The organism is uncultured Bradyrhizobium sp., from assembly GCF_936943645.1.
In the GTDB taxonomy this organism is placed as follows: Bacteria; Pseudomonadota; Alphaproteobacteria; order Rhizobiales; family Xanthobacteraceae; genus Bradyrhizobium.
The window spans coordinates 126,583-146,675 of the sequence record NZ_CAKZJO010000081.1; the positions used below are offsets into that span (position 1 = coordinate 126,583).

The window sequence follows — 20,093 nt, forward strand, 5'->3', positions numbered from 1 at the left end:
TTCACCGATCGTCGCTAGATCAGGACAGATCCTTCGCGCCGAACCGCAGACATGGCCGACCTCAACGCCGTTCTCACAAGGCTCAACGACCGCCTGCTCCGCCTCGAAGGCGAGCTCTTCGTGCTGCGCTCGCTGGCGCGCGCGACGCTGACGGCGGGCGACGACCACGCCGTGCGCATGCGCAAGCTGGTCGAAGCCGCCAAGGTCGCGCTCGACGACGAGGCCAGGCGCGAACTCGACAAGCCGACGCGCAAATATGTCGATGCAGCCACCGCGCTCGTGGAAGAGTTGCTGGTCGAGCCGACGCCGGCACGACCGCTGTTCACGGTGATCGACGGCGGCCGGCGCGACTAGAGCGCGCCGCCCCCCCGACGCGGCGATCGATTATCGCCCGTACAGTCCGGGCGGTTGCCGGCCGTTGCGGTAGCACTGACCGTCGGCGTAATTGTATGCGAAGCCGTCAGGGCAGAGGCCGCCGCGCCGTCCATAGCCTCCGTAGCCACCATAGTTTCCGTAGTATTCGTGCGGCCCGGGATTCCGCGTGTAGACACCCGGCGCATGATAGCCGTTGGGATAGCAGCGGCCGTTCGAGTGGTTGAAATCATAGCCGTCCGGGCAGCGTCCGCCTGGAGCAGCCCTGAACTGAACTTGCTCCACCATGGGTGCCGGCGATGCCGCGGGCACGGTTGCGAACCCAAGCAGGCCAGCCAGCGCAAGAGCGATCATGACGTCTCCTCCAAATCACGGGGACAAAGCCTAACAGGATTCGTGTCCCACGAAACGACCCGGAGATTGAGCCATGGCCGGCCTGAACCGTGCATGAACCGGTCCGGGGCTGCGACGATGCGTCGTTCCCAGCGCGCGATAACCCGCTAGATCGGCGCGGAATTCTCTGCCTTGAGCCGGTTGAGGCCCGCCTCGATGATCGCGATCTCCTCGTCGATCTGGCCGATCGGCAGGCTGAAATCGTAGCCGGACTTGCTCTTCAGATCGACCGCGAGCCGCTGCCTGTGCATCATCAGCTCGTCGAGGCCGCGGCGGTTCTTCAGCCGCACATAGCTGTCAACGATCTGCTCAATGGCGCGCGGCATGAAATGTGTCCCGGCGAAAAGGCCCGCGCGACGCACCCACGCCGGCGGGACATTTTCGGTGTCGCGGTACGCAATACAAATCCGCGACGGATTCGTCGATACGCCGGGCTGGTTGAGATCGCGTTACCATTCGATGATTTCTCGATGAGCGGCATTGAAAAGGCCGCTGACGAATGCGCCAGCGGCCCAAGCCGGGTTTAAAAACGGATGCGGATTGAAATGTCGCCAGCCCCGGTAGGCGCTCTCTTATCAGTCGGCCCGGGTTACCTCTGTTAAAAACGAAACACAGGAACCGACTTATCCGCGCTTGCCGCTGCACCGTGGCCGCGCGGCAACGCTAGTCGGTGACGCAGAAATACGTGCGCGGCAATCTGCGATAGGCGCTGTACCGGTAATACGGCCGGTAGGCGTAGCCGCGATGGAGCGCCGGCGGCTCCTCGCCGTAATAGGCGCGATGATAGAAATTGAACACCGGCCCGCGGGCACAGCGATAGCCGTCCCAGGTCGGCCCCACGAAGGGAGCGATCCCGGTCTCCGGCGGCACGACGGGGTACGGCTCGCCGGCATGAGCGGGAACGGTTATCAGCAATGCCGCGAGAAGGAAAAACCAGGCGCTTCGCATGAGCTCGCTCCCGAACCGGCGTAATGCCCGCCATGGAAGCACCGGAACGCCGGGCTGCGCAATCACGGCGTTGGTCGCGCCCGGCGCCAAGGCGCATTGTTGATAACCCGCGCAAACGTGGCGCGGGTGGTGACAGGGCGTCCGGACGTGTTATCGGGGGATGACGCAGTTGCGAGACCGGATCGGACACCCATGCGCATTACCCTCGTCGGCTCCCGCCATTTCGGCGTGACCACCCTGAACATGCTCCGGGAGCACAGCGTCACGATCGTCAGGGTCGTGGTCGCCGATGCCGAGGATCGCCTCGCTGCGACCGCCAAGGCAGCCGGCATCGAGGTTGTGGTCCAGGCCAATCCGAAACTGGTGGTGGCCTCCGAGATCGCTCCCGATACCGATCTGATCATCACGGCGCACAGCCACGCCCGGATCGGCAAGGATGCGCTCGCCGCCGCCAAGCTCGGCGGCATCGGCTATCACCCCTCGCTGCTGCCGCGCCATCGCGGCAAGGCCGCCGTGGAATGGACCATCAAGGAAGGCGATCCGATCGCCGGCGGTACGATCTACCACCTCGCCGACCGCATGGACGCCGGCGCCATTGCCGCCCAGGACTGGTGCTTCGTCAAGAAGGGCGAGACGGCGCGGGAGCTCTGGGAGCGCGCCCTGGCGCCCCTGGGGCTCAAGCTGCTCGCCGACGTGATCGACTATGCCAAGGTCCACAAGGCGTTGCCCGCCAAGACTCAGGACGAGCAGTTCGCGACCTCCGCACCGAGTCTCTCGTAACGCCTGTGCCCACGTTTACCCTTAACGTGAAGCTGCATTGATTTTGCTTCGAAAATCGGTCCCGAAAACGCAAATAAACCATTGTTTCCACAGGAACAATTTTCGATTTGGCATTGCAACAAATTTCCGTCACATTTGGTCCAGATAAGCGACAGCATATCAGACACATTCAAGGACGGAGTTTATGCGTTTTGCTCGCATTGCGGTGTTCTGTGCCGCTTCGGTTTTCACTGGCACCCTCGCCGCGTCCGCCTTTGCCCAAACCCCTTATGACGGCAACTGGCAGGTCACGATCGTGACCAAGAGCGGCTCCTGCGAACCCACCGCGAGTTCCATGCTGACGGTTGCCGACGGCAAGATCACTGCGCCTGGCGCTAACGTTTCCGGCACCATCGGCAGCGGGGGACTTGTGAAAGTTTCGATCAATGGTGCATATGCCAACGGTCAACTCAACGGCAACGCCGGATCGGGGAAGTGGAATGGAGCATCTGCAGGCATACCGTGCAGCGGGCGATGGGAAGCATCGCGCCAATAAACCAGTTGAGGCTCGCGCCCGGAACCGGCGGCTGCTGACTGCGGCCGCCGTTTTGTTTGCGGCGGCGTTCGCGAACACGGAAAGTAACGCACAGTCCGGTCCGTTCGCACCGATGGCGGGCAGCTGGAGCGGCAGCGGCACCGTGACGCTTGACGATGGCTCGACGGAACGGATCCGTTGCCGGGCCAAATACGCCCCGATCGGTCCCACCATGGAGATGTCGCTGACCTGTGCCAGCGACGCCTACAAGTTCAACCTTGCGGCCAGCGTCAAGGCTGAGGGAAGCGCCATCACCGGCAGCTGGTCCGAGGCCAGCCGCAACATCTCCGGCTCGCTCCAAGGCCGCGGCGGCGGCGGGAACTTCGAGGTGGTCGCCTCCGCCGCCGGCTTCAACGCCAACATCGCGCTGAAGACGAGCGGCAACAGGCAGACCGTCACGATGCGCGCCGACAGCCAGTTCCGCGGCGCCAACATCTCGATGTCGAAGTAAGACAGCAGACGATCCGAGAAACGATCCGGCGACCTCGCCGGATCTTTTTTTATGCGCCCGGCACGAATGCCGTGACTTCGATCTCGACCTTGGCCCGGTCGTCCACGAGGCCACCGATGTAGAGCAGCGTCGAAGGCGGGAAATTGCGTCCGAGCGTTTCCTTCCAGGCCGCGCCAATGCCGACACCGGCGGCTTCATATTCGCTGCGGCTGGTCAGGTACCAGGTCAGGCGGACGATGTGCTCGGGGCCGGCGCCCGCCTCGCCCAGCAGCTTGATGATCCGCTTCAGTGCGGTCGCGACCTGCGCCGCCATGTCGGGCGCGTAGCTGCCCGTCTCGTCGCCGCCGGTCTGGCCGGCCAGGACCACCCAGCGCCCCGGTCCCTCGACGACGACGCCATGGGAAAAGCCGCGAGGCTTGGTCCATTCGGCTGGCTGCAAGATGCGCATGAGCGAAGCTCTCCCTTTTCTTGTTGTTCGATGAAGCCTTAGCACGTCCGCTTGCATCGCTGCATCCGCAGATTTGGCCGTTGCAAACGGCGGCGATGTCGTCGATACCGGCCGTCCTCTCGCACTTTCCATCTTCCAGCACCCTGCCCCAGAATCCTGCCCCGATGAGCGCGACACCGTCCAAAACGATGGCTGCATTCTGGATGGCCGGCTGGCTGGCGCTGATGCTGGTGATGGCGGTTGCCGGCCGCGAGACCACGCGCGAGCTCAACGTTTTCCAGATCATGGAAGTGCGTTCGGTGATCGGATTCACGCTGTTGTTGCCGATCATCTTCCGCGCCGGCGGCTTCAAGGCGGTCGCAACCCAACGCCTGCACCAGCACCTGGCGCGCAACGGCGTGCATTATTTTGCACAGCTCGGCTGGTTCTACGCACTGACGCTGATCGGAATCGGCCAGGTGGTCGCAATCGAGTTCACCATGCCGATCTGGACCGCCGTGCTGGCTGCGACGTTCCTGTCCGAGCGCATGACGATCTGGAAAATCGCCGCTGTCGTGCTCGGCATCGTCGGCGTCGTCATGATCGTGCGGCCCGCCACCAGCGAGATCAATCCGGGTCAGTTGATCGCGCTCGGCGCCGCGATCGGCTTCAGCATTTCCATGATTCTCGCGAAGTCCTTGACCCGGACCGAGAGCGCGTTGTCGATCCTGTTCTGGATGATCGTGGTGCAGATGGTCGTGGGCCTGGTGCCAACGCTCTTCGTCTGGTCATGGCCGTCGGCCTATCTCTGGGGCTGGCTGTTCGTCATCGGGGTCTGCGGCACTTTCTCGCACTATTGCCTTGCCAGCGCGCTTCGGTACGCCGACGCCACGATCGTGGTTCCCATGGACTTCCTGCGGGTTCCTTTGACCGCGACCGCCGGCTGGCTGCTCTACTCCGAGCGGCTCGACGCCTGGACCGTGCTGGGTGCGGTGCTGATCCTGTGCGGCAATCTCCTGAATTTGAAGCCGGCGCCATCGGTTCCCGCCCGCGCGCGCTGAACCTTCCGCCGCCTTGCGCGACAAAACAAAGTGGCCATGTGATTTGGATCACGTTGGGAAATCAATCCACCGTGCACATTCGGCCACACAGCAATGGGTTGAACGCAACGGACTGCCGTTTTGGTGGCACGACGTCGGGCACTTCGTGTACGTTCGTTGCCAATCTGATGCTGCCTGCAATTCGATTCTGGGGATTTCAGAATGCGCTATCTCACCCTCCTCGCGTCGCTGATGTGCATGGCTCTGTCGGTCAGTGCCGCGAAGGCTGACCGTCGCGTCGCCTTCGTCGTCGGCAACGGCTCCTACAAGAACGTCGCGCAATTGCCGAACCCGCCGATCGACGCCAAGGCGATGGCATCGACGCTGCGCAATGTCGGCTTCGAGGTGATCGAAGGGTCCAATCTCAGCCGCGACCAGATGACGGAGAAGCTGCTCGACTTCGGCCGCAAGGCGCAAGGCTCGGACATCGCGCTGTTCTATTATGCCGGCCACGGCATCGCCGTCAGCGGCACCAATTACCTGCTGCCTGTCGACGCCGACATCAAGTCGGAGATGGACGTCAAGCTGGGCGCCGCCATCAACATCGACCTGACGCTCGAGCAGACCATGGGCGATGCCAAGGTCAAGCTCGTCTTCCTCGATGCCTGCCGCGACAATCCGTTCGCCGCCAAGATCAAGTCGAACTCGGCGACCCGCAGCGTCAACGTGCAGAGCGGTCTCGCCGAGATGAAGTCCGGCGAAGGCACCCTGATCGCGTTCGCCACCGGCCCCGGCCAGACCGCGCTCGACGGCCAGGAGGGCAACAACAGCCCGTTCACGCGCGCGCTGATCGACAACATCACCAAGCCCGGCGTCGAGATCCAGCAGGCGATGACGTCGGTGCGCGCTCAGGTCAATGAGGAGACCCGCAAGGGCCAGCTGCCCTGGGGCCATACCAACCTGACCGGCTCCGTCTATCTCAACCAGGCTCCGACGACGCAGGTCGCCAACGCAGCCCCGACCGCGACGGGCATCGTGCCGGCAGCGACCGGCGGCTCGGACGGCGTCGAGCTCGAATACTGGCGCTCGGTGAAGGAGTCGAACAAGTCGGAAGAGCTCAACGCCTATCTCTCCGCCTATCCGAACGGCCAGTTCAAGGCCTTGGCGCTAGCGCGCCTCGCGGCGATCAAGAGCGGCCCGTCGACCGCAACGCGTACGCTCAACGCCGGCGTCGATCCCGCCACCTTCACCGATGAGGCCAGCCAAGTTACCGAGGACCAGATCGGCCTCGACAAGAACAAACGCCGCGACGTGCAGCGTCGCCTCACGGCGCTCGGCTTCGACACCAAGCAGACCGGTGTATTCAGCGACGAGACGCGGTCCGTGCTCAAGCGCTGGCAGACCGCACGCGGCTATCCCTCATCGGGTTACCTCAACACGCACCAGCACAAGGCCCTGCTCGCGGAAATCGTCGCTGCCCCGGCGACGGCGAGCGACACCAGCCAGAAGCCGGCCCGGCGCGCCGCCAGTGCTCCGCAGAACAGCGCGCCTGCGCCGGCCCCGCAACACCGCAGCAATCCCGGCGATGCCGCTGGCGCGGCCTTCGTGGGCGGTGTCGTCGGCGGCATGATGGGCGGCATGTTCCGCCGCTGAGCCGCAGCAAGATCGACAACACAAAAGCCCGGCTCGCGCCGGGCTTTTTCGTTTTGCGACGCCGCCGCACACTCCGTCATTGCGAGCGCAGCGAAGCAATCCAGGGTCTCTCCGCGGTGACAGCCTGGATTGCTTCGTCGCAAGAGCTCCTCGCAATGACGCGGATAGAGACGTGCGCCAAGCGGGTGTCACATTCCAGGAGAGAGATAGCAGATCCGGCGCGCAGGTCGGCGCCTACTTCCCCGCAGCTTTCCGCAGCGCCTCGTTGATGCGGTCCTGCCAGCCGGGCCCGCCCTCCTGGAAGAACTCCAGCACATCCTGGTCGATCCGCAGCGTGACCTGCTCCTTGATCCCCGGCGGCACGTTCTGCTTCGGCGGCGCGGCGGCGACCTTGGCCGTCACCTTCTTGAATGCCGCCTCAGCTTCGGTCCTGGCATCGCCGAGCGTACGCGGCCGCCTCGGGGGTTGATCCGCCATGTCCTAGATTCCCTCAAACAGCGCCGTGGAAAGATACCGCTCCGAGAACGACGGCACGATCGCCAGGATGGTCTTGCCCGCCGCTTCCGGCCGCTTGCCGATCTCGAGTGCAGCCGCGATCGCCGCGCCCGAGGAAATGCCGCCGGGAATGCCCTCATGCCGCGCCAGCGCGCGCGAGGTTTCGATCGCCGTCGTCGAATTGATCTTCACGATCTCGTCGATCACCGAGCGGTCGAGAATGTCGGGCACGAAGCCGGCGCCGATGCCCTGGATCTTGTGCGGCGTATGCTGTCCGCCCGACAGCACCGGGCTCTCCTCCGGCTCAACCGCGACCACGCGCAATGAGGTCTTGCGCGGCTTCAGCACCTGGCCGACGCCGGTGATCGTGCCGCCGGTGCCGACGCCGGCCACGAAGAAATCGATATTCCCGCCGGTGTCGTTCCAGATCTCCTCCGCGGTGGTGCGGCGGTGCACCTCGGGATTGGCGAGGTTCTTGAACTGCTGCGGCATCACCGAATTCGGCGTCGTCTTCAACAGCTCCTCGGCGGCGGCGATCGCGCCCTTCATGCCCTGCGCCGCCGGCGTCAGCACCAGCTCGGCGCCGAGAAAGGCCAGCATCTTGCGCCGCTCGATCGACATCGATTCCGGCATCACCAGCTTGAGGCGGTAGCCGCGCGAAGCCGCCACGAAGGCGAGCGCGATGCCGGTATTGCCGGAGGTCGGCTCGATCAGCACGGTGTCCGGCTTGACGATACCCGCCTTCTCCATCGCGACGATCATGGCCGCACCGATGCGGTCCTTCACGCTTGCCGCAGGGTTGAAATATTCAAGTTTTGCCAGAATCGTCGCATTCACGCCGTTCATGCCGGGCAGCCGACGCAGCCGCACGATCGGCGTATTGCCGAAGGCGTCGACGATCGAGTCATAGATCCGGCCGCGGCCGGGTTGGTGCGCTGCACCCGTGGTGGACGATGCGTCCATGATGAACTCCCTGTGGCGACAATTTGCGTTTCTTGCGCAGCCCATGCGCAGTTACGGACAGCCTGCGACGACACGCAAGCGACAATGCGGTACATGTTAAATACGCTGCATCGCAAAATCGCGTGAGCTTTAATTAGCAGAAAACCAACGCATTTGTGTTGCGACCTCGTCAACTGATTCTGCTTATGTTAGACTTAGGTCTCAAAGCAGGGAGGTCACCACGATGTCAGCAGTTGCTGAAGTGATGTCGACCGTAACGCTAAGGCGTGATCCGCGTTGCAGCGAGTTGCCGACCTGTCCCGTCTGCGCCGACTCCATGGTCGCAGCCGAAGCATCTGCGTACGTCTCGGACCACGTGATCAGCTATCTCTGGACTTGCGACAATTGCGGCTACGGCTTCGTCACCAAGCACGCCGTCAAGCAGCGGATCGTGTGCAATTGATCTTTGATTGACCTAGCGCGGGGCGATATCGCCCCTCGCCCAGTCCTCGCGCGTACGCCGATAGAACTCGTCAAACGTTCCGTGCGCAATCGCGTCCCTGATGCCCTGCATCAGGAACTGGTAGTAGGCGATATTGATTTCGGACAGCAGCATCGCTCCCAGCGTCTCGCCCGCCTTGACGAGATGGTGCAGATAGGCGCGCGCGTAGTTGCGCGCCGACGGCCATGAGCTCTCCTCGTCGAGCGGACGGGAATCGTCGGCGTGGCGCGCATTGCGCAAATTCACCTGGCCGAAGCGCGTGAAGGCGACGCCGTGCCGGCCATTGCGCGTCGGCATCACGCAATCGAACATGTCGATGCCGCGCTTCACGGCTTCGAGGATGTCGTCGGGCGTGCCAACGCCCATCAGATAGCGCGGGCGCTCCTTCGGCAGCAGCGGCGCGGTCTCGTCGATCATGGCCAGCATCACCGCCTGCGGCTCGCCGACGGCAAGGCCGCCGATGGCGTAGCCATGGAAGCCGATCGCCACCAGCCCCTGCGCGCTCGCATGACGAAGCTGTGGCACGTCGCCGCCCTGCACGATCCCGAACAGCATGTAGCCGTCGGGCGCGCTCTCGAAGGCGCGCTTGCTTCGCTCGGCCCAGCGCAGCGACAATTGCATCGCACGCTCGATGTCGGCGTGCTCGGCCGGCAGCCGCACGCACTCGTCCATCTGCATCGCGATGTCGGAGCCGAGCAGGCGCTGCACCTCGATCGAGCGCTCCGGCGACAGCTCGACCTTGGCACCGTCGATATGCGAGCGGAAGGTGACGGCGTTCTCGGTGACCTTGCGCAGGTCCGACAGCGACATCACCTGGAAGCCGCCGGAATCCGTCAGCATCGGCCCGTTCCAGCCGGTGAACTTCTGCAGGCCGCCGAGCGCTGCGATCCGCTCGGCGCTCGGTCGCAGCATCAGATGATAGGTGTTGCCGAGCACGATGTCGGCACCGGCGTCGCGCACCTCGCGCCAGTGCATGCCCTTCATGGCGCCGGCGGTGCCGACCGGCATGAAGGCCGGCGTCCTTATCACGCCATGCGGCGTGGTCAGTCGCCCGGTGCGGGCGGCGCCATCGGTGGCGAGCAACTCAAAGTGATTGGGAAGGTCATTGTCGGGATTCATGGCGGTGCTTATTGCGTGTCGGGGGGAGCCGATCAACCCGCCCAACCCACGCCTCGGCCGGCTTGTGCCTCAGACTGGGACACAATCAAGGCGGATATTCGCGCCGCCGGCCTTGTTAAACAAAACGATACCGTGTAGTTTTATCTTGGGGCTGGACGAGATGCCACGGCGAACACTGCCGGCGGCCGTGAAAGTGTTGATTGCCAGCCACCGTGCCCCTGCCTTCGTGTTCGACTGACGTCTCCGGCCGTTTGCATGCCTGGATCAGGCAAACGGGCAGCCGACTGACCGGCATTCTGGTCCTGACCTGCAGTCTGGCGCTTGCCGCCTGCACCTCCCTGCCCCGCACGCCCTATACCGCCGCTGAAGCCAGCACATCGCGCGTGCTGGATATCGACGGCCTCAGGCGGTACGCCGACGAACCCGTCACCAAATTCAGCTTCGAGAAGGACACCGGCAGCGCCGCGAAGACCTATCTGGCGCTCTCCGGCGGCGGCGCCGATGGCGCGTACGGCGTCGGCGTTCTCAACGGTTGGAGCGCGGCCAGAACCCGTCCCACCTTCTCCGTCGTCTCGGGCGTGAGCACCGGCGGCCTGATCGCGCCGTTCGCGTTTCTCGGCCCGCAATACGACGACACGCTGAAGGAGGTCTATACCAGCGGCATCGCGGAGAGCCTGCTGAACGATCCCAGCATCATGCGCGTGCTGTTCGGATCCGGCCTGTTCGGCAACACGCGGCTGCGCGAGCTCGTCGCCCGATATGTCGGACCGGAGATCATGGCGCAGGTCGCGCGCGAGAACGCCAAGGGACGAAAGCTGCTGGTGGTGACGACCGATCTCGACACCCAGCGCACCGCGATCTGGGACATGGGCAAGATCGCCGCCGTCGGCACGCCCGAGGCGCTCAAGCTGTTTCGCGACGTGATGGCGGCCTCCGCCAGCATTCCCCTGGTGTTTCCACCGATCATGATCGATGCCGAGGGCCAGGGCCGCAAGTTTCAGGAGATGCATGTCGACGGCGGCGTGACCGCGCCGGTGCTGACGCTGCCGGAAGCCCTGCTGTTCCAGGGCAGCCGTTTGCCGGGCAGCGCGAAGATGGACATCTACATCCTCGTCAACAAGAAGATCGAACGCAACTTCGAGCTCGTCTCCAACGGCACCATCGATGTCGCCTCGCGCAGCCTGTCGGCGATCACCCAGTCACAGACGCGCTCGATCATCTTCTCGACCTATGATTTCGCCAAGCGAAACCGTCTCGGCTTTCATCTCTCCTACATCGCGCGCGACTATCCGGCGCCGCCGACGGAAGGGTTCGACACCACCTATATGCGCGCGCTCTATCAATACGGATACGACAAGGCCGCGTCCGGGCAGGCCTGGACCTCCACGGTGCCATGAGGTTTGGTGAAGGAACGCCGCCGGTGCCGAAACCGTTGACGATACGGCCCGTTCGGCCAGATTCGCGATGACGCCTCGGCTCCTGCGCGATATAGAGCGAATGACGACTGTCAGAAACGCGCAGGAATCATTGGGCATGGGATTGACTGCGACCAGGACGAGAGCGGCAGCGCCGCGGCGCGAGGTGCAGAAATCGCGCGGCGGCCGGCCGACGAAATCCGCGGCCATCGAGCGCGACCAGCGGCTGATCGAGGTCGCCACCCGCCTGTTCCTGGATCGCGGTTTCGACGCCACCTCGCTCGACGCAGTGGCGGAAGCGGCGCGGGTCAGCAAGCCCACCGTCTATTCCCGCTACGGCGACAAGCGCGGCCTGTTTGCCGCAGTGCTCCGGCGCGAGATCGCGCGCTGGCTTGCGCCGCTCTCGGCAGCGGCGGAGACGCAACTCTCCAGTGCCTCGGACATCTCCGTCGAGCAGCGGCTGATCGAGATCGGACGCGAGATGCTGACCTTCACCTGCGGACCCGATGCCGTCGCCTTCAGCCGCATGATGACGTCGCAGGCCATCAACTTCCCCGACGTCGCCAAGCTCGGCAAGGAGGAAGGCTGGCTCAAGGCCGTCGCCACCACGGCGCGCTTCTTCGACCATCTGGTGGCGCAAGGCGCGCTCGACATCGAGGACACCACCATCGCGGCGGAAGTGTTCCTCGACGTCGTCGTTGGTCACACCCACCGCATGGCGACGTTCGGAATGGCGCTCGAATTGAAGACTGCCGAAAAGCGCATGCGCACGGCCATCAAGCTCTTCCTCGCCGGTGCTCTGGGACCTGCCGATCGCGTCCAAAGCGCCGCCAAAGGCGCGCCACGGCGACGCCCCGCCCGCTGACAATTCCGTGAGAGGCCGGCTTTCCCCACGGGGAACGCCGTCGCTTCGATTGACCGAAATAAAACGATACGGTATGGTTTAGTTATAAGCGATACGGGCTGCCTTTTTCACCAGCCCCAAAGGTGGCCCGTACCGCTGAGATCGCCGTTGCCGGGGACAGCCCGGTGCGGCGCTCCGCGGCCGGCCGATGCCCAAGGCCGGCCGCGAATTCTTTACGATCATCCGGCACACTCGCTGGTCGAGGGTTTCGAGCATGACGACAGCCAAACGATGGACCTCAGGACTGCTGGCGATCGCCTTGCCCGCGCTGCTCCTCGCGGCGCCCGCGCAGGCGATCGTGACCGCGGGCAGCACGCCGACTGCCCTGCACAGCGAAACAGATGGTGACGCGGAGGTTGATCGCCAGGCCGTCAGCCGCGAGATCGAACGCTTCCGTAGTTCGTCGATCTCGATCAGCCAGGCCATGGCGATTGCCGAAGGCCGGCACGCCGGCGCGACCACGGCGGATGTGAGTTTTGACGGGGCTACCGGCGTGCCGGTGTATCGGGTGAAGACCCTGCACAACGACCGGATCTGGCGCCACACCATCAACGCGGCGACCGGCGAGATCGTCGGCGGCGAAGCGGCCCTCCCCCTCGCCGAGCTCGATCACGAGGACCGCGACAACCTCGCAGCGCTCGGCGCGATCAGGCACCGCCTCGCCGACGCCGTCCAGGTCGCCGAGCGCGCCGCTTCCGGCAAGGCGATCAGCGGTGGCCTCGTGCGCGAACGCGGCCGGCTCAATTTTGCAATCGTCGTGATCAGCGGGGACGACCTCAAGGAGGTCATCCTGGAGCCGCCCGGCGCGCGGGCCAGATAGCAACGGGCTCGGTCCCCGGCATCGGCCGGGAACGAAAAGCCATTGACGACCGCAGGACTCTCCCCCATAAGTCGCCGCCATGTTCACGACCACCAAACGCACGACCAAAACCACCACGGCCCCAGGGGCCCGGGGAGGCGTGCGCGCGTAGGTCGTCGACTTAAACGCATCATCTCTGCCGAAGCCCCGCCCTCGATGGTCCGGGGCTTTTTTGTTGTCTGAATCGCAACTGCATGATCCGGAAAAGTGGAATCCGGTTTTCCGATCAGATCATGCTCAACTGAAACGGAATGGAGGACAAAGTGAGTAACGATCCCGTCGTCGCGATTGTCGGCGTCACCGGTGCGGTGGGCGCCGAATTCATAGCCACCATGGACAAGCGCGGCTTCCGCGTCGGCAAGCTCAAGGCGCTCGCCAGCGCCCGCTCCGCCGGCAAGACGGTATCATTCCGCGGCCAGCCGGTCGTGATCGAGGAGCTGACTGAGCGCTCCTTCGAGGGCGTCGACATCGCCCTGTTCTCCGCCGGCGGCAGCATCTCGAAGAAGTACGCGCCGATCGCCGTCAAGTCGGGCGCCGTCGTGGTCGACAATTCCTCGGCCTTCCGCATGGATCCGAACGTGCCGCTGGTGATCCCCGAGATCAACGCGAACCGCATCAGGGATCACAAGGGCATCATCGCCAATCCGAACTGCGCCGCGATCACCGCACTGGTGCCGCTCTGGCCGATCCACCAGAAGAACCGCATCAAGCGCGTGATCATCTCGACCTATCAGGCGGCTTCCGGTGCCGGCGCCGCCGCGATGGAAGAGCTGGTCGAGTCCACCCGCGCCAATCTCAACGGGCAGGTCTATACGCCCAAGGTGATGCCGCACCCCTACGCGTTCAACCTGTTCAACCACAACACCACTGTCGACCCCGAAACCGGCTACAACGACGAAGAGACCAAGGTCATCAAGGAGACCCGCAAGATCTTCGAGGACGAGACAATCGCGATCGGCGTCACCTGCGTCCGCGTGCCGGTGCTGCGCGCGCATTGCGAGGCCATCACCTTCGAATGCGAGAAGCCGATTACCGAGGACCAGGTCCGCGCCATCATGGCCCGGGCGCCCGGCGTGAAGGTGGTCGACGACCGCGGCAAGAACTACTTCCCGATGCCGATCGACGCCTCGGGCCAGGACGACGTCCTGGTCGGCCGTATCCGCAAGGACCTCAGCGATCCCTCCGGGCATTCGATCTCGATGTTCGTGGCGGCCGATCAGTTGCTCAAGGGTGCGGCGCTGAACGCGGTGCAGATCGCGGAGCTGTTGCCGCAGCGGGTGATGGCGTAACAAAGCACGCCTGTCGATCCGTCATCCTGAGGTGCGAACCATGCAGCGCCTGGCGCTGCATGGTGAGCCTCGAAGGATGAACGGCCGAGATGCACCAACCGGGCCGTCGCCCTTCGAGGCTCGCCGAAGAGGCGAGCACCTCAGGGTGACGGTGATGCGTTTGCGCGGGTCGCCTACGGCTCCGCCCTGAACAGCAAGCACGCATCGCCGTACGAATAGAACCGGTACCCGTTCGCAATCGCGTGCGCGTAGGCCTGCTTCATCGTCTCGAGCCCCGAGAACGCCGAGACCAGCATGAACAGCGTCGACTTCGGCAGATGGAAGTTCGTCATCAGGACATCCACCGCGCGGAAGCGATAGCCGGGCGTGATGAAGATCGAGGTCTCGGCCGCGAAGGGCTGGATCGTGCCGTCCTCGCGCGCCGCGCTCTCGAGCAGACGCAATGACGTGGTGCCTACGGCGATGATACGGCCGCCGTTCCTTCGCGCCGCGTTGAGCCGCTCCGCCGTCTCGGCCGAGATCGTGCCCCACTCGGCGTGCATCTTGTGGCCGTCGGTGTCGTCCACCTTCACCGGCAGGAACGTCCCCGCCCCGACATGCAGCGTGATGCGGTTGAGGCCGACGCCGCGCGCGCGCAGCGCCTGCTCCAGCGCCGGGGTGAAATGCAGGCCCGCGGTGGGCGCGGCGACCGCGCCCTCGTTGGCGGCGAACATGGTCTGGTAATCCGCAAGATCCTGATCATCAGGCGTGCGCTTGGAGGCGATGTAGGGCGGCAGCGGCGGGCTGCCGAGATCGGCGATGGCCTGATCCAGCGCCGGGCCGTGGAACGAGAACGACAGCGTCACCTCGCCCTCGCTGCCCTTGGCTTCGACCTCGGCATCGAGATGGCCGAGCAGGCAGACCTTGCCTTCATTGCCGAAGCGGATGCGGTCGCCGGCGACAAGCTTTTTGGCGGGCTTCACCAGCGCCTGCCAGCGCGAACCGTCGAGCCGCTTGATCAGCGTCGCCTCGATCTTCGGCTCGGTCTCGCGGCCGATGCGGCGGCCTTTCAGTTGCGCCGCGATCACCTTGGTGTCGTTGACGACGAGCTGGTCGCCGGGCTTCAGCCATTGCGCGAGGTCGGCGATGGTCTGGTCGCGCAGCGCGCCGTTCTCCACGACCAGCATTTTCGCGGAGTCGCGCGGGCTCGCCGGGCGCAAGGCGATGCGCTCGGCGGGCAGATCGAAATCGAAGAGATCAGTGCGCATTCGTGGCTTGCCACCAGGGACGCGCCTGCGCGCGCCCCTGGAACGAGGAGCTTACTCCTTGTCCGCGGCCATCCGCGCCTTGACGATCTTGTCGGGGTTCTGCACCGGCTCGCCGCGCTTGATCTTGTCGACGTTCTCCATGCCCTCGGTGACCTTGCCCCACACCGTGTACTGGTTGTCGAGGAAGCGGGCGTCGTCGAAGCAGATGAAGAACTGGCTGTCGCCGGAATCGGGGCTGGCTGCGCGCGCCATCGACGTGGTGCCGCGCACATGCGGCTCCTTGTTGAACTCGGCCTTCAGCTTCTTGCCGGAGCCGCCGGTGCCGGTGCCGTGCGGGCAGCCGGTCTGCGCCATGAAGCCCTCGATCACGCGGTGGAACACGATGCCGTCGTAGAAGCCCTCGCGGACCAGCTCCTTGATGCGCGCGACGTGGCCGGGCGCGAGATCGGGACGCATCTCGATGGTGACGGGGCCCTGGGTGGTCTCGAGGATCAGGGTGTTTTCGGTGACGCTCATGCTCGTCTCTCTTGCGTTGGAGGTGAAGTCTTGTCGGGTGACGTTTTGCGGTTACGGAACTGGATCGCGAATGGACGTCCCGCGGCAGCGCCCGCCATTGCATCGGTAAATGGCATCGGCGTGCAGCGTTGCAACGCCTCCATCACCGCGATCCGGTATTGCAGCCGGTCATTGTCGGAGCCCTCAGGGGATTCATAGGAGATCCTCGGATGGCCCAGAATGTCGCCGGAGCGGTTAAAGCTCACGACGACGGTGATGTCGAGTGGCCGGGCCTTGGCAGGCGGCGGCGGTCTCCAGCAGGTGCGCAGGTGCCGGAACACGTCCTGGATGGTGTTGACCTGCCCGTCCCCGGCGGCCGCGCCCGAGGTCCCGAGCAGCAGCAGTGCGGCAACCAGCAGGAGCTTGTCGCCACAGCGCGCCATGGCCCCGTCCTATTTGATGTCGGAGGCGACCTGCACCTTCACCATCTTGTCGGGGTCGGTCACCGCGCCGCCGGCCGAGCCGGGAGGCGCCTTCTTCAGCTTGTCGACGACGTCCATGCCCTGCACGACCTCGCCGACCACGGTGTACTGGCCATCGAGGCTGCCGCCGTCGGCGAACATGATGAAGAACTGCGAGTTGGCGCTGTCGACGCTGTCACCGCGCCGGGCCATGCCGACGATGCCGCGGGCAAAATGCACCTTGGAGAATTCCTGCTTCAAGTTCGGATATTTCGATCCGCCGGTGCCGTTGAAGTTCTGGCCGTCGCCGGTCTGGGCCATGAAGCCGTCCATGACGCGATGGAACGGCACGTTGTTGTAGTAGCCCTCGCGCGCAAGCTGCTTGATGCGCTCGGCATGCTGGGGCGCGATGTCGGTGCGCAGCTTGATGACGATGCGGCCCTTGGTGCTGTCGATGACGATGGCGTTGGCCTTGTCGAGATTGGCCGGCAATTGCTGCGCCACCGCCGGCACCGCGAACACGAGCGCGGCAAGGACTGCGAAAATTCGGATCATGACAACTCCGGATCAGATGAGAGAAAGCGTGCGCCGTTATCCGGCGAATTTTGCCTTGAGCTGTGCCGCAACCTGCGGCGGGACAAAGGCCGAGACATCTCCGCCCATGCCGGCGATCTGGCGCACCAAAGTGGCGGTGATCGGGCGAACCATGGGAGAGGCCGGCAGGAAGACGGTGTGCACCTCGGGTGCCATGGTGCCGTTCATGCCCGCGAGCTGCATCTCGTAGTCGAGGTCGGTGCCGTCCCGCAGGCCTCGAATCATGATGGTGGCGCCGTGCCTGCGCGCCGCGGTGACGGCCAGATCGTCGAAGGTCACCGCTTCCAGAACGCAGCCGGCCTGCGCCGCGATCGGGCCGCAGACGTCATGAAGCATCTTGAGCCGCTCCTCGGTCGAGAACAGCGGCTTCTTGCCGGGGTGGACCCCGATGGCGACCACGAGCCGGTCGCACAGCGAAACGCTGTTCCGGACCACGTCCAGATGGCCGTTGGTGATGGGGTCGAAGGAACCGGGGTAAAAGGCGATGCGCGGCATGGCCCCCTCCTACCGCGCCCGGCGCAGCCCGGCAAGCCGGGCGGGTTCCCCGGCAATTTCCGGCAAAATATCCCGTGGGCCGGTCGGCGACGGCCGGTTTGTTTCGTCCCGAGGGCGCCCATGAAACACATGGGCGCGGACACGAAACCATTTCCCGTGCCGGCGAAGACGTCCGGAAACTGGCCATGGTTACTAATCCAGCCAACGAATGACGGGCCGCACACTGGGCGTAGGCGGCCGCATCACAGGGGACTGTCAAATGATCAAGGCTCTCTCAGCGATCGCTCTGTCTGCGTGTGTCGCCGCCGCCCTCACCCTCCTGCCCGGCTTTGCCCCGAGCGTCGAGGCCAGCGTGCCGCAGCCGCTGGCCAAGAGCGACCGGCTCGATATCCGCGCCATCGGCAAGGACTGCTCGCAGCAGGCCTGGCCGAATTTCGAGGCTTCGTGCCTGCGCAAGGCCGGCACCAAGGCTGATGTCCGCGAGGCGCGCCTCGTGACCGCCAACCGCACCCCGTAGCCGGGCCTGTCAGGTTGGCGTCAGCTCACCCCAGGCTGAAGCCCCAAGCTGCCCCCAGAGCTGACCCCCAAGCCGAAACCCCATGGATATTTGCGACGTCCCGTCGCAGACTGCCTAAAGCTCGCGTCCGTCGGAATGGCCCGTCGGGCGCGATTTCATCGGGGGGGGCCGTTGTCCAGTACGCCCGCAGTCGCTTCCGGCCACCATCCTGATCCGCTGCCGCTGACCATGACCATGGGCGCCCTCGGGGTCGTCTATGGCGATATCGGCACCAGCCCGCTCTATGCCCTCAAGGAAGCCGCCAAGGCGGCCGCCCATGGCGGCACACTCAGTCATGACGCGGTCCTCGGGGTCGCCTCGCTGATCCTCTGGGCGCTGCTGCTGATCATCTCGCTGAAATATGCCCTGTTGATCCTGCGGGCCGACAACCGCGGCGAAGGCGGCATCGTGGCGCTGCTCGCCCTGCTCCACGCCCGCCACGCCCAGCCCGGCACCTGGCGCGCCCATCTGCTGGTGGTCGGCCTCATCGGCGCCGCCCTGCTCTATGGCGACGGCGCGATCACACCGGCCATCTCGGTGCTCTCAGCCATCGAAGGCCTCAAGGTCGACGCCCCATCGCTTGCCCCCGTCGTGGTGCCCCTGACCGTCGCCATCCTGATCGGCCTGTTCATGATGCAGAAGCAGGGCACCGGCTTCATCGGCCGCATCTTCGGACCAGTGATGCTGTCCTGGTTCGTCGTGCTCGCCGCGCTCGGCATCCATGGCATCGTCAAGGCGCCGGCGGTGCTGGCGGCGCTCAGCCCGTTTTATGCGTTCAATTTCCTGATCCACCAGGATTTCCACATCTCGTTCGGAATTCTCGGCGCGGCCTTCCTCGCGGTGACCGGGGGCGAGGCCATGTATGCCGACATGGGACATTTCGGCCGTCTGCCGATCCGCCTCGCCTGGTTCGCCATCTGCCTGCCTGCGCTGGTGCTGAACTATTTCGGCCAAGCCGCGCTCTTGATCACCGATCCCTCGATGATCGAGAACCCGTTCTTCCAGCTCTGCCCTGACGCCCTGCACTATCTGCTCGTCGCCTTCTCGGCGGTCGCGACCGTGATCGCCTCGCAAGCGATCATCTCCGGCGTGTTCTCGCTGACCCAGCAGTCGATCCAGCTCGGCTTCCTGCCGCGCATGCAGATCCGCCACACCACCAGCGATGCGATCGGCCAGATCTACGTGCCGCTGGTGAACTGGCTGCTCGCGGCCGCAACGCTCGGCGCCGTCCTGAGCTTCGGCTCCTCGGACGCCCTCGCCGGCGCCTATGGCATCGCGGTCTCGCTGCTGATGGCGATCACGACGCTGCTGGCCGCGCTGGTCGCGATCCAGTGGGGCTTTTCGCCCTGGCTTGTCGTTGCCGTGAACGGCTTCTTCTTCGTGATCGATCTGATCTTCTTCTCGGCGAACTCGGTCAAGCTGTTCGAAGGGGGCTGGTTTCCGCTGCTGCTCGCCGGACTCGTGGCCTTCCTGATGCTGACCTGGCGCGCCGGCGTGAAGCTGGTCGAGGCGGCGCGTGCAAAGCTGCGACAGCCCGAGGAGGATTTGATCGAAACCGCTGTCAACAAGTGTCACGCGAGGTTGCCCGGCACGGCTGCGTTCCTGGCGGCGGCGCCGAAGGGCGTGCCGCTCGCACTGACGCAGTTCGTCAAGCACAACCGGGTGCTGCACGAACGCGTGCTGCTGGTCACCGTGCTGATCGAGGAATCCCCGCACGTTCCCGACGAGGAACGCGCCGAGGTGATCGAGATCATTCCCGGCATCACCCGCGTGATCCTGCATTACGGCTTCATGCAGAACCCGACGATCTATGACGGATTGAAGCTCGTCTGCCGCCAGGGCAAGCTGCCCGGCATCGACCTCTCCGACATCACCTATTACGTCGGCCGCGAGACCATCATCCCGCGCGAGGATGTTCCGGGCATGTGGGTCTGGCGCGAAGGCGTGTTCGCCTTCCTGCAACGCAACGCCGAACGCTCCGCCGCGTTCTTCGGCGTGCCGACCAAGCAGGTGGTGGAGTTCGGCACGGAGCTGGAGATTTAGGGGTGAATGGCGAATAGAGAGTAGCGAACAGAGATCATT

General features: G+C 64.8%; 25 protein-coding genes. 13 read left to right on the top strand and 12 right to left on the bottom strand.

The window, feature by feature from the left end; all coding sequences use genetic code 11:
• Positions 1 to 51 precede the first annotated feature (51 nt).
• On the top strand, positions 52 to 354 hold the full coding sequence (locus Q0743_RS22220) for a hypothetical protein (RefSeq protein ID WP_298243619.1): 303 nt from the start codon (positions 52 to 54) through the stop codon (positions 352 to 354).
• Positions 355 to 384: 30 nt separating this feature from the next.
• Here Q0743_RS22220 and Q0743_RS22225 read toward each other — a convergent pair whose 3' ends face one another.
• The 3 genes from Q0743_RS22225 to Q0743_RS22235 form a co-directional block, all read right to left on the bottom strand.
• Complete coding sequence (locus Q0743_RS22225; protein WP_298243620.1) at positions 385 to 726, bottom strand: hypothetical protein; 342 nt, start codon at positions 724 to 726, stop codon at positions 385 to 387.
• A 146-nt stretch (positions 727 to 872) separates the two neighbouring features.
• Positions 873 to 1,091: a hypothetical protein gene (locus Q0743_RS22230; RefSeq protein WP_298243621.1), complete on the bottom strand. Its 219-nt coding sequence runs from the start codon at positions 1,089 to 1,091 to the stop codon at positions 873 to 875.
• 337 nt (positions 1,092 to 1,428) lie between these two features.
• Complete coding sequence (locus Q0743_RS22235; protein WP_298243622.1) at positions 1,429 to 1,713, bottom strand: hypothetical protein; 285 nt, start codon at positions 1,711 to 1,713, stop codon at positions 1,429 to 1,431.
• Between the two features lie 192 nt (positions 1,714 to 1,905).
• On the opposite strand from Q0743_RS22235, the gene Q0743_RS22240 reads away from it, so the two are divergent.
• The 3 genes from Q0743_RS22240 to Q0743_RS22250 all read left to right on the top strand — a co-directional run bounded on the left by Q0743_RS22240 (position 1,906) and on the right by Q0743_RS22250 (position 3,518).
• Positions 1,906 to 2,493, top strand: coding sequence for a formyltransferase family protein (locus Q0743_RS22240; RefSeq protein ID WP_097662306.1), 588 nt, complete (start codon positions 1,906 to 1,908; stop codon positions 2,491 to 2,493).
• A 184-nt stretch (positions 2,494 to 2,677) separates the two neighbouring features.
• Entirely contained in the window at positions 2,678 to 3,028 is a 351-nt protein-coding gene (locus Q0743_RS22245; RefSeq protein WP_100174819.1) for a hypothetical protein, read from the top strand.
• On the top strand, positions 2,973 to 3,518 hold the full coding sequence (locus tag Q0743_RS22250) for a hypothetical protein (RefSeq protein WP_298243623.1): 546 nt from the start codon (positions 2,973 to 2,975) through the stop codon (positions 3,516 to 3,518). Before Q0743_RS22245 ends, Q0743_RS22250 begins: the two co-directional genes overlap by 56 nt.
• 49 nt (positions 3,519 to 3,567) lie before the next feature.
• Here Q0743_RS22250 and Q0743_RS22255 read toward each other — a convergent pair whose 3' ends face one another.
• The gene (locus Q0743_RS22255; RefSeq protein WP_298243624.1) at positions 3,568 to 3,966 is read right to left on the bottom strand and encodes a RidA family protein; all 399 of its coding nucleotides are present in this window, start codon (positions 3,964 to 3,966) and stop codon (positions 3,568 to 3,570) included.
• 164 nt (positions 3,967 to 4,130) lie between these two features.
• On the opposite strand from Q0743_RS22255, the gene Q0743_RS22260 reads away from it, so the two are divergent.
• Together Q0743_RS22260 and Q0743_RS22265 are read left to right on the top strand one after the other, a co-directional pair.
• The gene (locus Q0743_RS22260) at positions 4,131 to 5,006 is read left to right on the top strand and encodes a DMT family transporter (protein WP_298243625.1); all 876 of its coding nucleotides are present in this window, start codon (positions 4,131 to 4,133) and stop codon (positions 5,004 to 5,006) included.
• 201 nt (positions 5,007 to 5,207) lie between these two features.
• Positions 5,208 to 6,638 (top strand): caspase family protein, encoded by a 1,431-nt coding sequence (locus Q0743_RS22265; protein WP_298243626.1) that lies wholly within the window; start codon positions 5,208 to 5,210, stop codon positions 6,636 to 6,638.
• Positions 6,639 to 6,872: 234 nt separating this feature from the next.
• Here Q0743_RS22265 and Q0743_RS22270 read toward each other — a convergent pair whose 3' ends face one another.
• Positions 6,873 to 7,115, bottom strand: a complete 243-nt coding sequence (locus Q0743_RS22270) for a BrnA antitoxin family protein (RefSeq protein ID WP_298243627.1) — start codon at positions 7,113 to 7,115, stop codon at positions 6,873 to 6,875.
• Between the two features lie 3 nt (positions 7,116 to 7,118).
• Entirely contained in the window at positions 7,119 to 8,096 is a 978-nt protein-coding gene (gene cysK / locus Q0743_RS22275; RefSeq protein ID WP_298243628.1) for a cysteine synthase A, read from the bottom strand.
• A gap of 223 nt (positions 8,097 to 8,319) precedes the next feature.
• Here cysK and Q0743_RS22280 point away from each other — a divergent pair, with 223 nt between their 5' ends.
• Complete coding sequence (locus Q0743_RS22280; protein WP_100174826.1) at positions 8,320 to 8,538, top strand: hypothetical protein; 219 nt, start codon at positions 8,320 to 8,322, stop codon at positions 8,536 to 8,538.
• Positions 8,539 to 8,550: 12 nt separating this feature from the next.
• On the opposite strand, the gene tgt is transcribed toward Q0743_RS22280, so the two are convergent.
• Positions 8,551 to 9,696 carry a tRNA guanosine(34) transglycosylase Tgt gene (gene tgt, locus Q0743_RS22285; RefSeq protein ID WP_298243629.1) on the bottom strand — a complete coding sequence of 382 codons (1,146 nt, stop codon included), beginning with the start codon at positions 9,694 to 9,696 and terminating at the stop codon, positions 8,551 to 8,553.
• Positions 9,697 to 9,959: 263 nt separating this feature from the next.
• On the opposite strand from tgt, the gene Q0743_RS22290 reads away from it, so the two are divergent.
• From Q0743_RS22290 to Q0743_RS22305, 4 genes are all read left to right on the top strand, one after another.
• Positions 9,960 to 11,093, top strand: a complete 1,134-nt coding sequence (locus tag Q0743_RS22290) for a patatin-like phospholipase family protein (protein WP_298243660.1) — start codon at positions 9,960 to 9,962, stop codon at positions 11,091 to 11,093.
• Positions 11,094 to 11,229: 136 nt separating this feature from the next.
• Positions 11,230 to 11,976, top strand: coding sequence for a TetR/AcrR family transcriptional regulator (locus Q0743_RS22295; protein WP_298243630.1), 747 nt, complete (start codon positions 11,230 to 11,232; stop codon positions 11,974 to 11,976).
• Positions 11,977 to 12,229: 253 nt separating this feature from the next.
• Positions 12,230 to 12,835, top strand: coding sequence for a PepSY domain-containing protein (locus tag Q0743_RS22300; protein WP_298243661.1), 606 nt, complete (start codon positions 12,230 to 12,232; stop codon positions 12,833 to 12,835).
• Positions 12,836 to 13,125: 290 nt separating this feature from the next.
• Complete coding sequence (locus Q0743_RS22305) at positions 13,126 to 14,163, top strand: aspartate-semialdehyde dehydrogenase (RefSeq protein WP_298243631.1); 1,038 nt, start codon at positions 13,126 to 13,128, stop codon at positions 14,161 to 14,163.
• Between the two features lie 173 nt (positions 14,164 to 14,336).
• Here Q0743_RS22305 and queA read toward each other — a convergent pair whose 3' ends face one another.
• From queA to coaD, 5 genes are read right to left on the bottom strand one after another with little or no spacing between them, the layout of a single operon-like run.
• The gene (queA, locus tag Q0743_RS22310; protein ID WP_298243632.1) at positions 14,337 to 15,410 is read right to left on the bottom strand and encodes a tRNA preQ1(34) S-adenosylmethionine ribosyltransferase-isomerase QueA; all 1,074 of its coding nucleotides are present in this window, start codon (positions 15,408 to 15,410) and stop codon (positions 14,337 to 14,339) included.
• Between the two features lie 51 nt (positions 15,411 to 15,461).
• On the bottom strand, positions 15,462 to 15,926 hold the full coding sequence (locus tag Q0743_RS22315; RefSeq protein ID WP_128951691.1) for a peptidylprolyl isomerase: 465 nt from the start codon (positions 15,924 to 15,926) through the stop codon (positions 15,462 to 15,464).
• Positions 15,923 to 16,348 carry a hypothetical protein gene (locus Q0743_RS22320; RefSeq protein ID WP_298243633.1) on the bottom strand — a complete coding sequence of 142 codons (426 nt, stop codon included), beginning with the start codon at positions 16,346 to 16,348 and terminating at the stop codon, positions 15,923 to 15,925. The genes Q0743_RS22315 and Q0743_RS22320 overlap by 4 nt, the downstream gene beginning before the upstream one ends.
• Before the next feature lie 9 nt (positions 16,349 to 16,357).
• Positions 16,358 to 16,921: a peptidylprolyl isomerase gene (locus tag Q0743_RS22325; protein ID WP_298243634.1), complete on the bottom strand. Its 564-nt coding sequence runs from the start codon at positions 16,919 to 16,921 to the stop codon at positions 16,358 to 16,360.
• Positions 16,922 to 16,957: 36 nt separating this feature from the next.
• On the bottom strand, positions 16,958 to 17,455 hold the full coding sequence (gene coaD, locus Q0743_RS22330) for a pantetheine-phosphate adenylyltransferase (protein WP_298243635.1): 498 nt from the start codon (positions 17,453 to 17,455) through the stop codon (positions 16,958 to 16,960).
• A gap of 259 nt (positions 17,456 to 17,714) precedes the next feature.
• Between coaD and Q0743_RS22335 the strand changes: the two genes are divergently transcribed.
• Together Q0743_RS22335 and Q0743_RS22340 are read left to right on the top strand one after the other, a co-directional pair.
• Positions 17,715 to 17,972 (top strand): hypothetical protein, encoded by a 258-nt coding sequence (locus tag Q0743_RS22335; RefSeq protein ID WP_298243636.1) that lies wholly within the window; start codon positions 17,715 to 17,717, stop codon positions 17,970 to 17,972.
• Between the two features lie 228 nt (positions 17,973 to 18,200).
• Positions 18,201 to 20,054 carry a potassium transporter Kup gene (locus Q0743_RS22340; RefSeq protein WP_298243662.1) on the top strand — a complete coding sequence of 618 codons (1,854 nt, stop codon included), beginning with the start codon at positions 18,201 to 18,203 and terminating at the stop codon, positions 20,052 to 20,054.
• Positions 20,055 to 20,093: the final 39 nt, after the last annotated feature.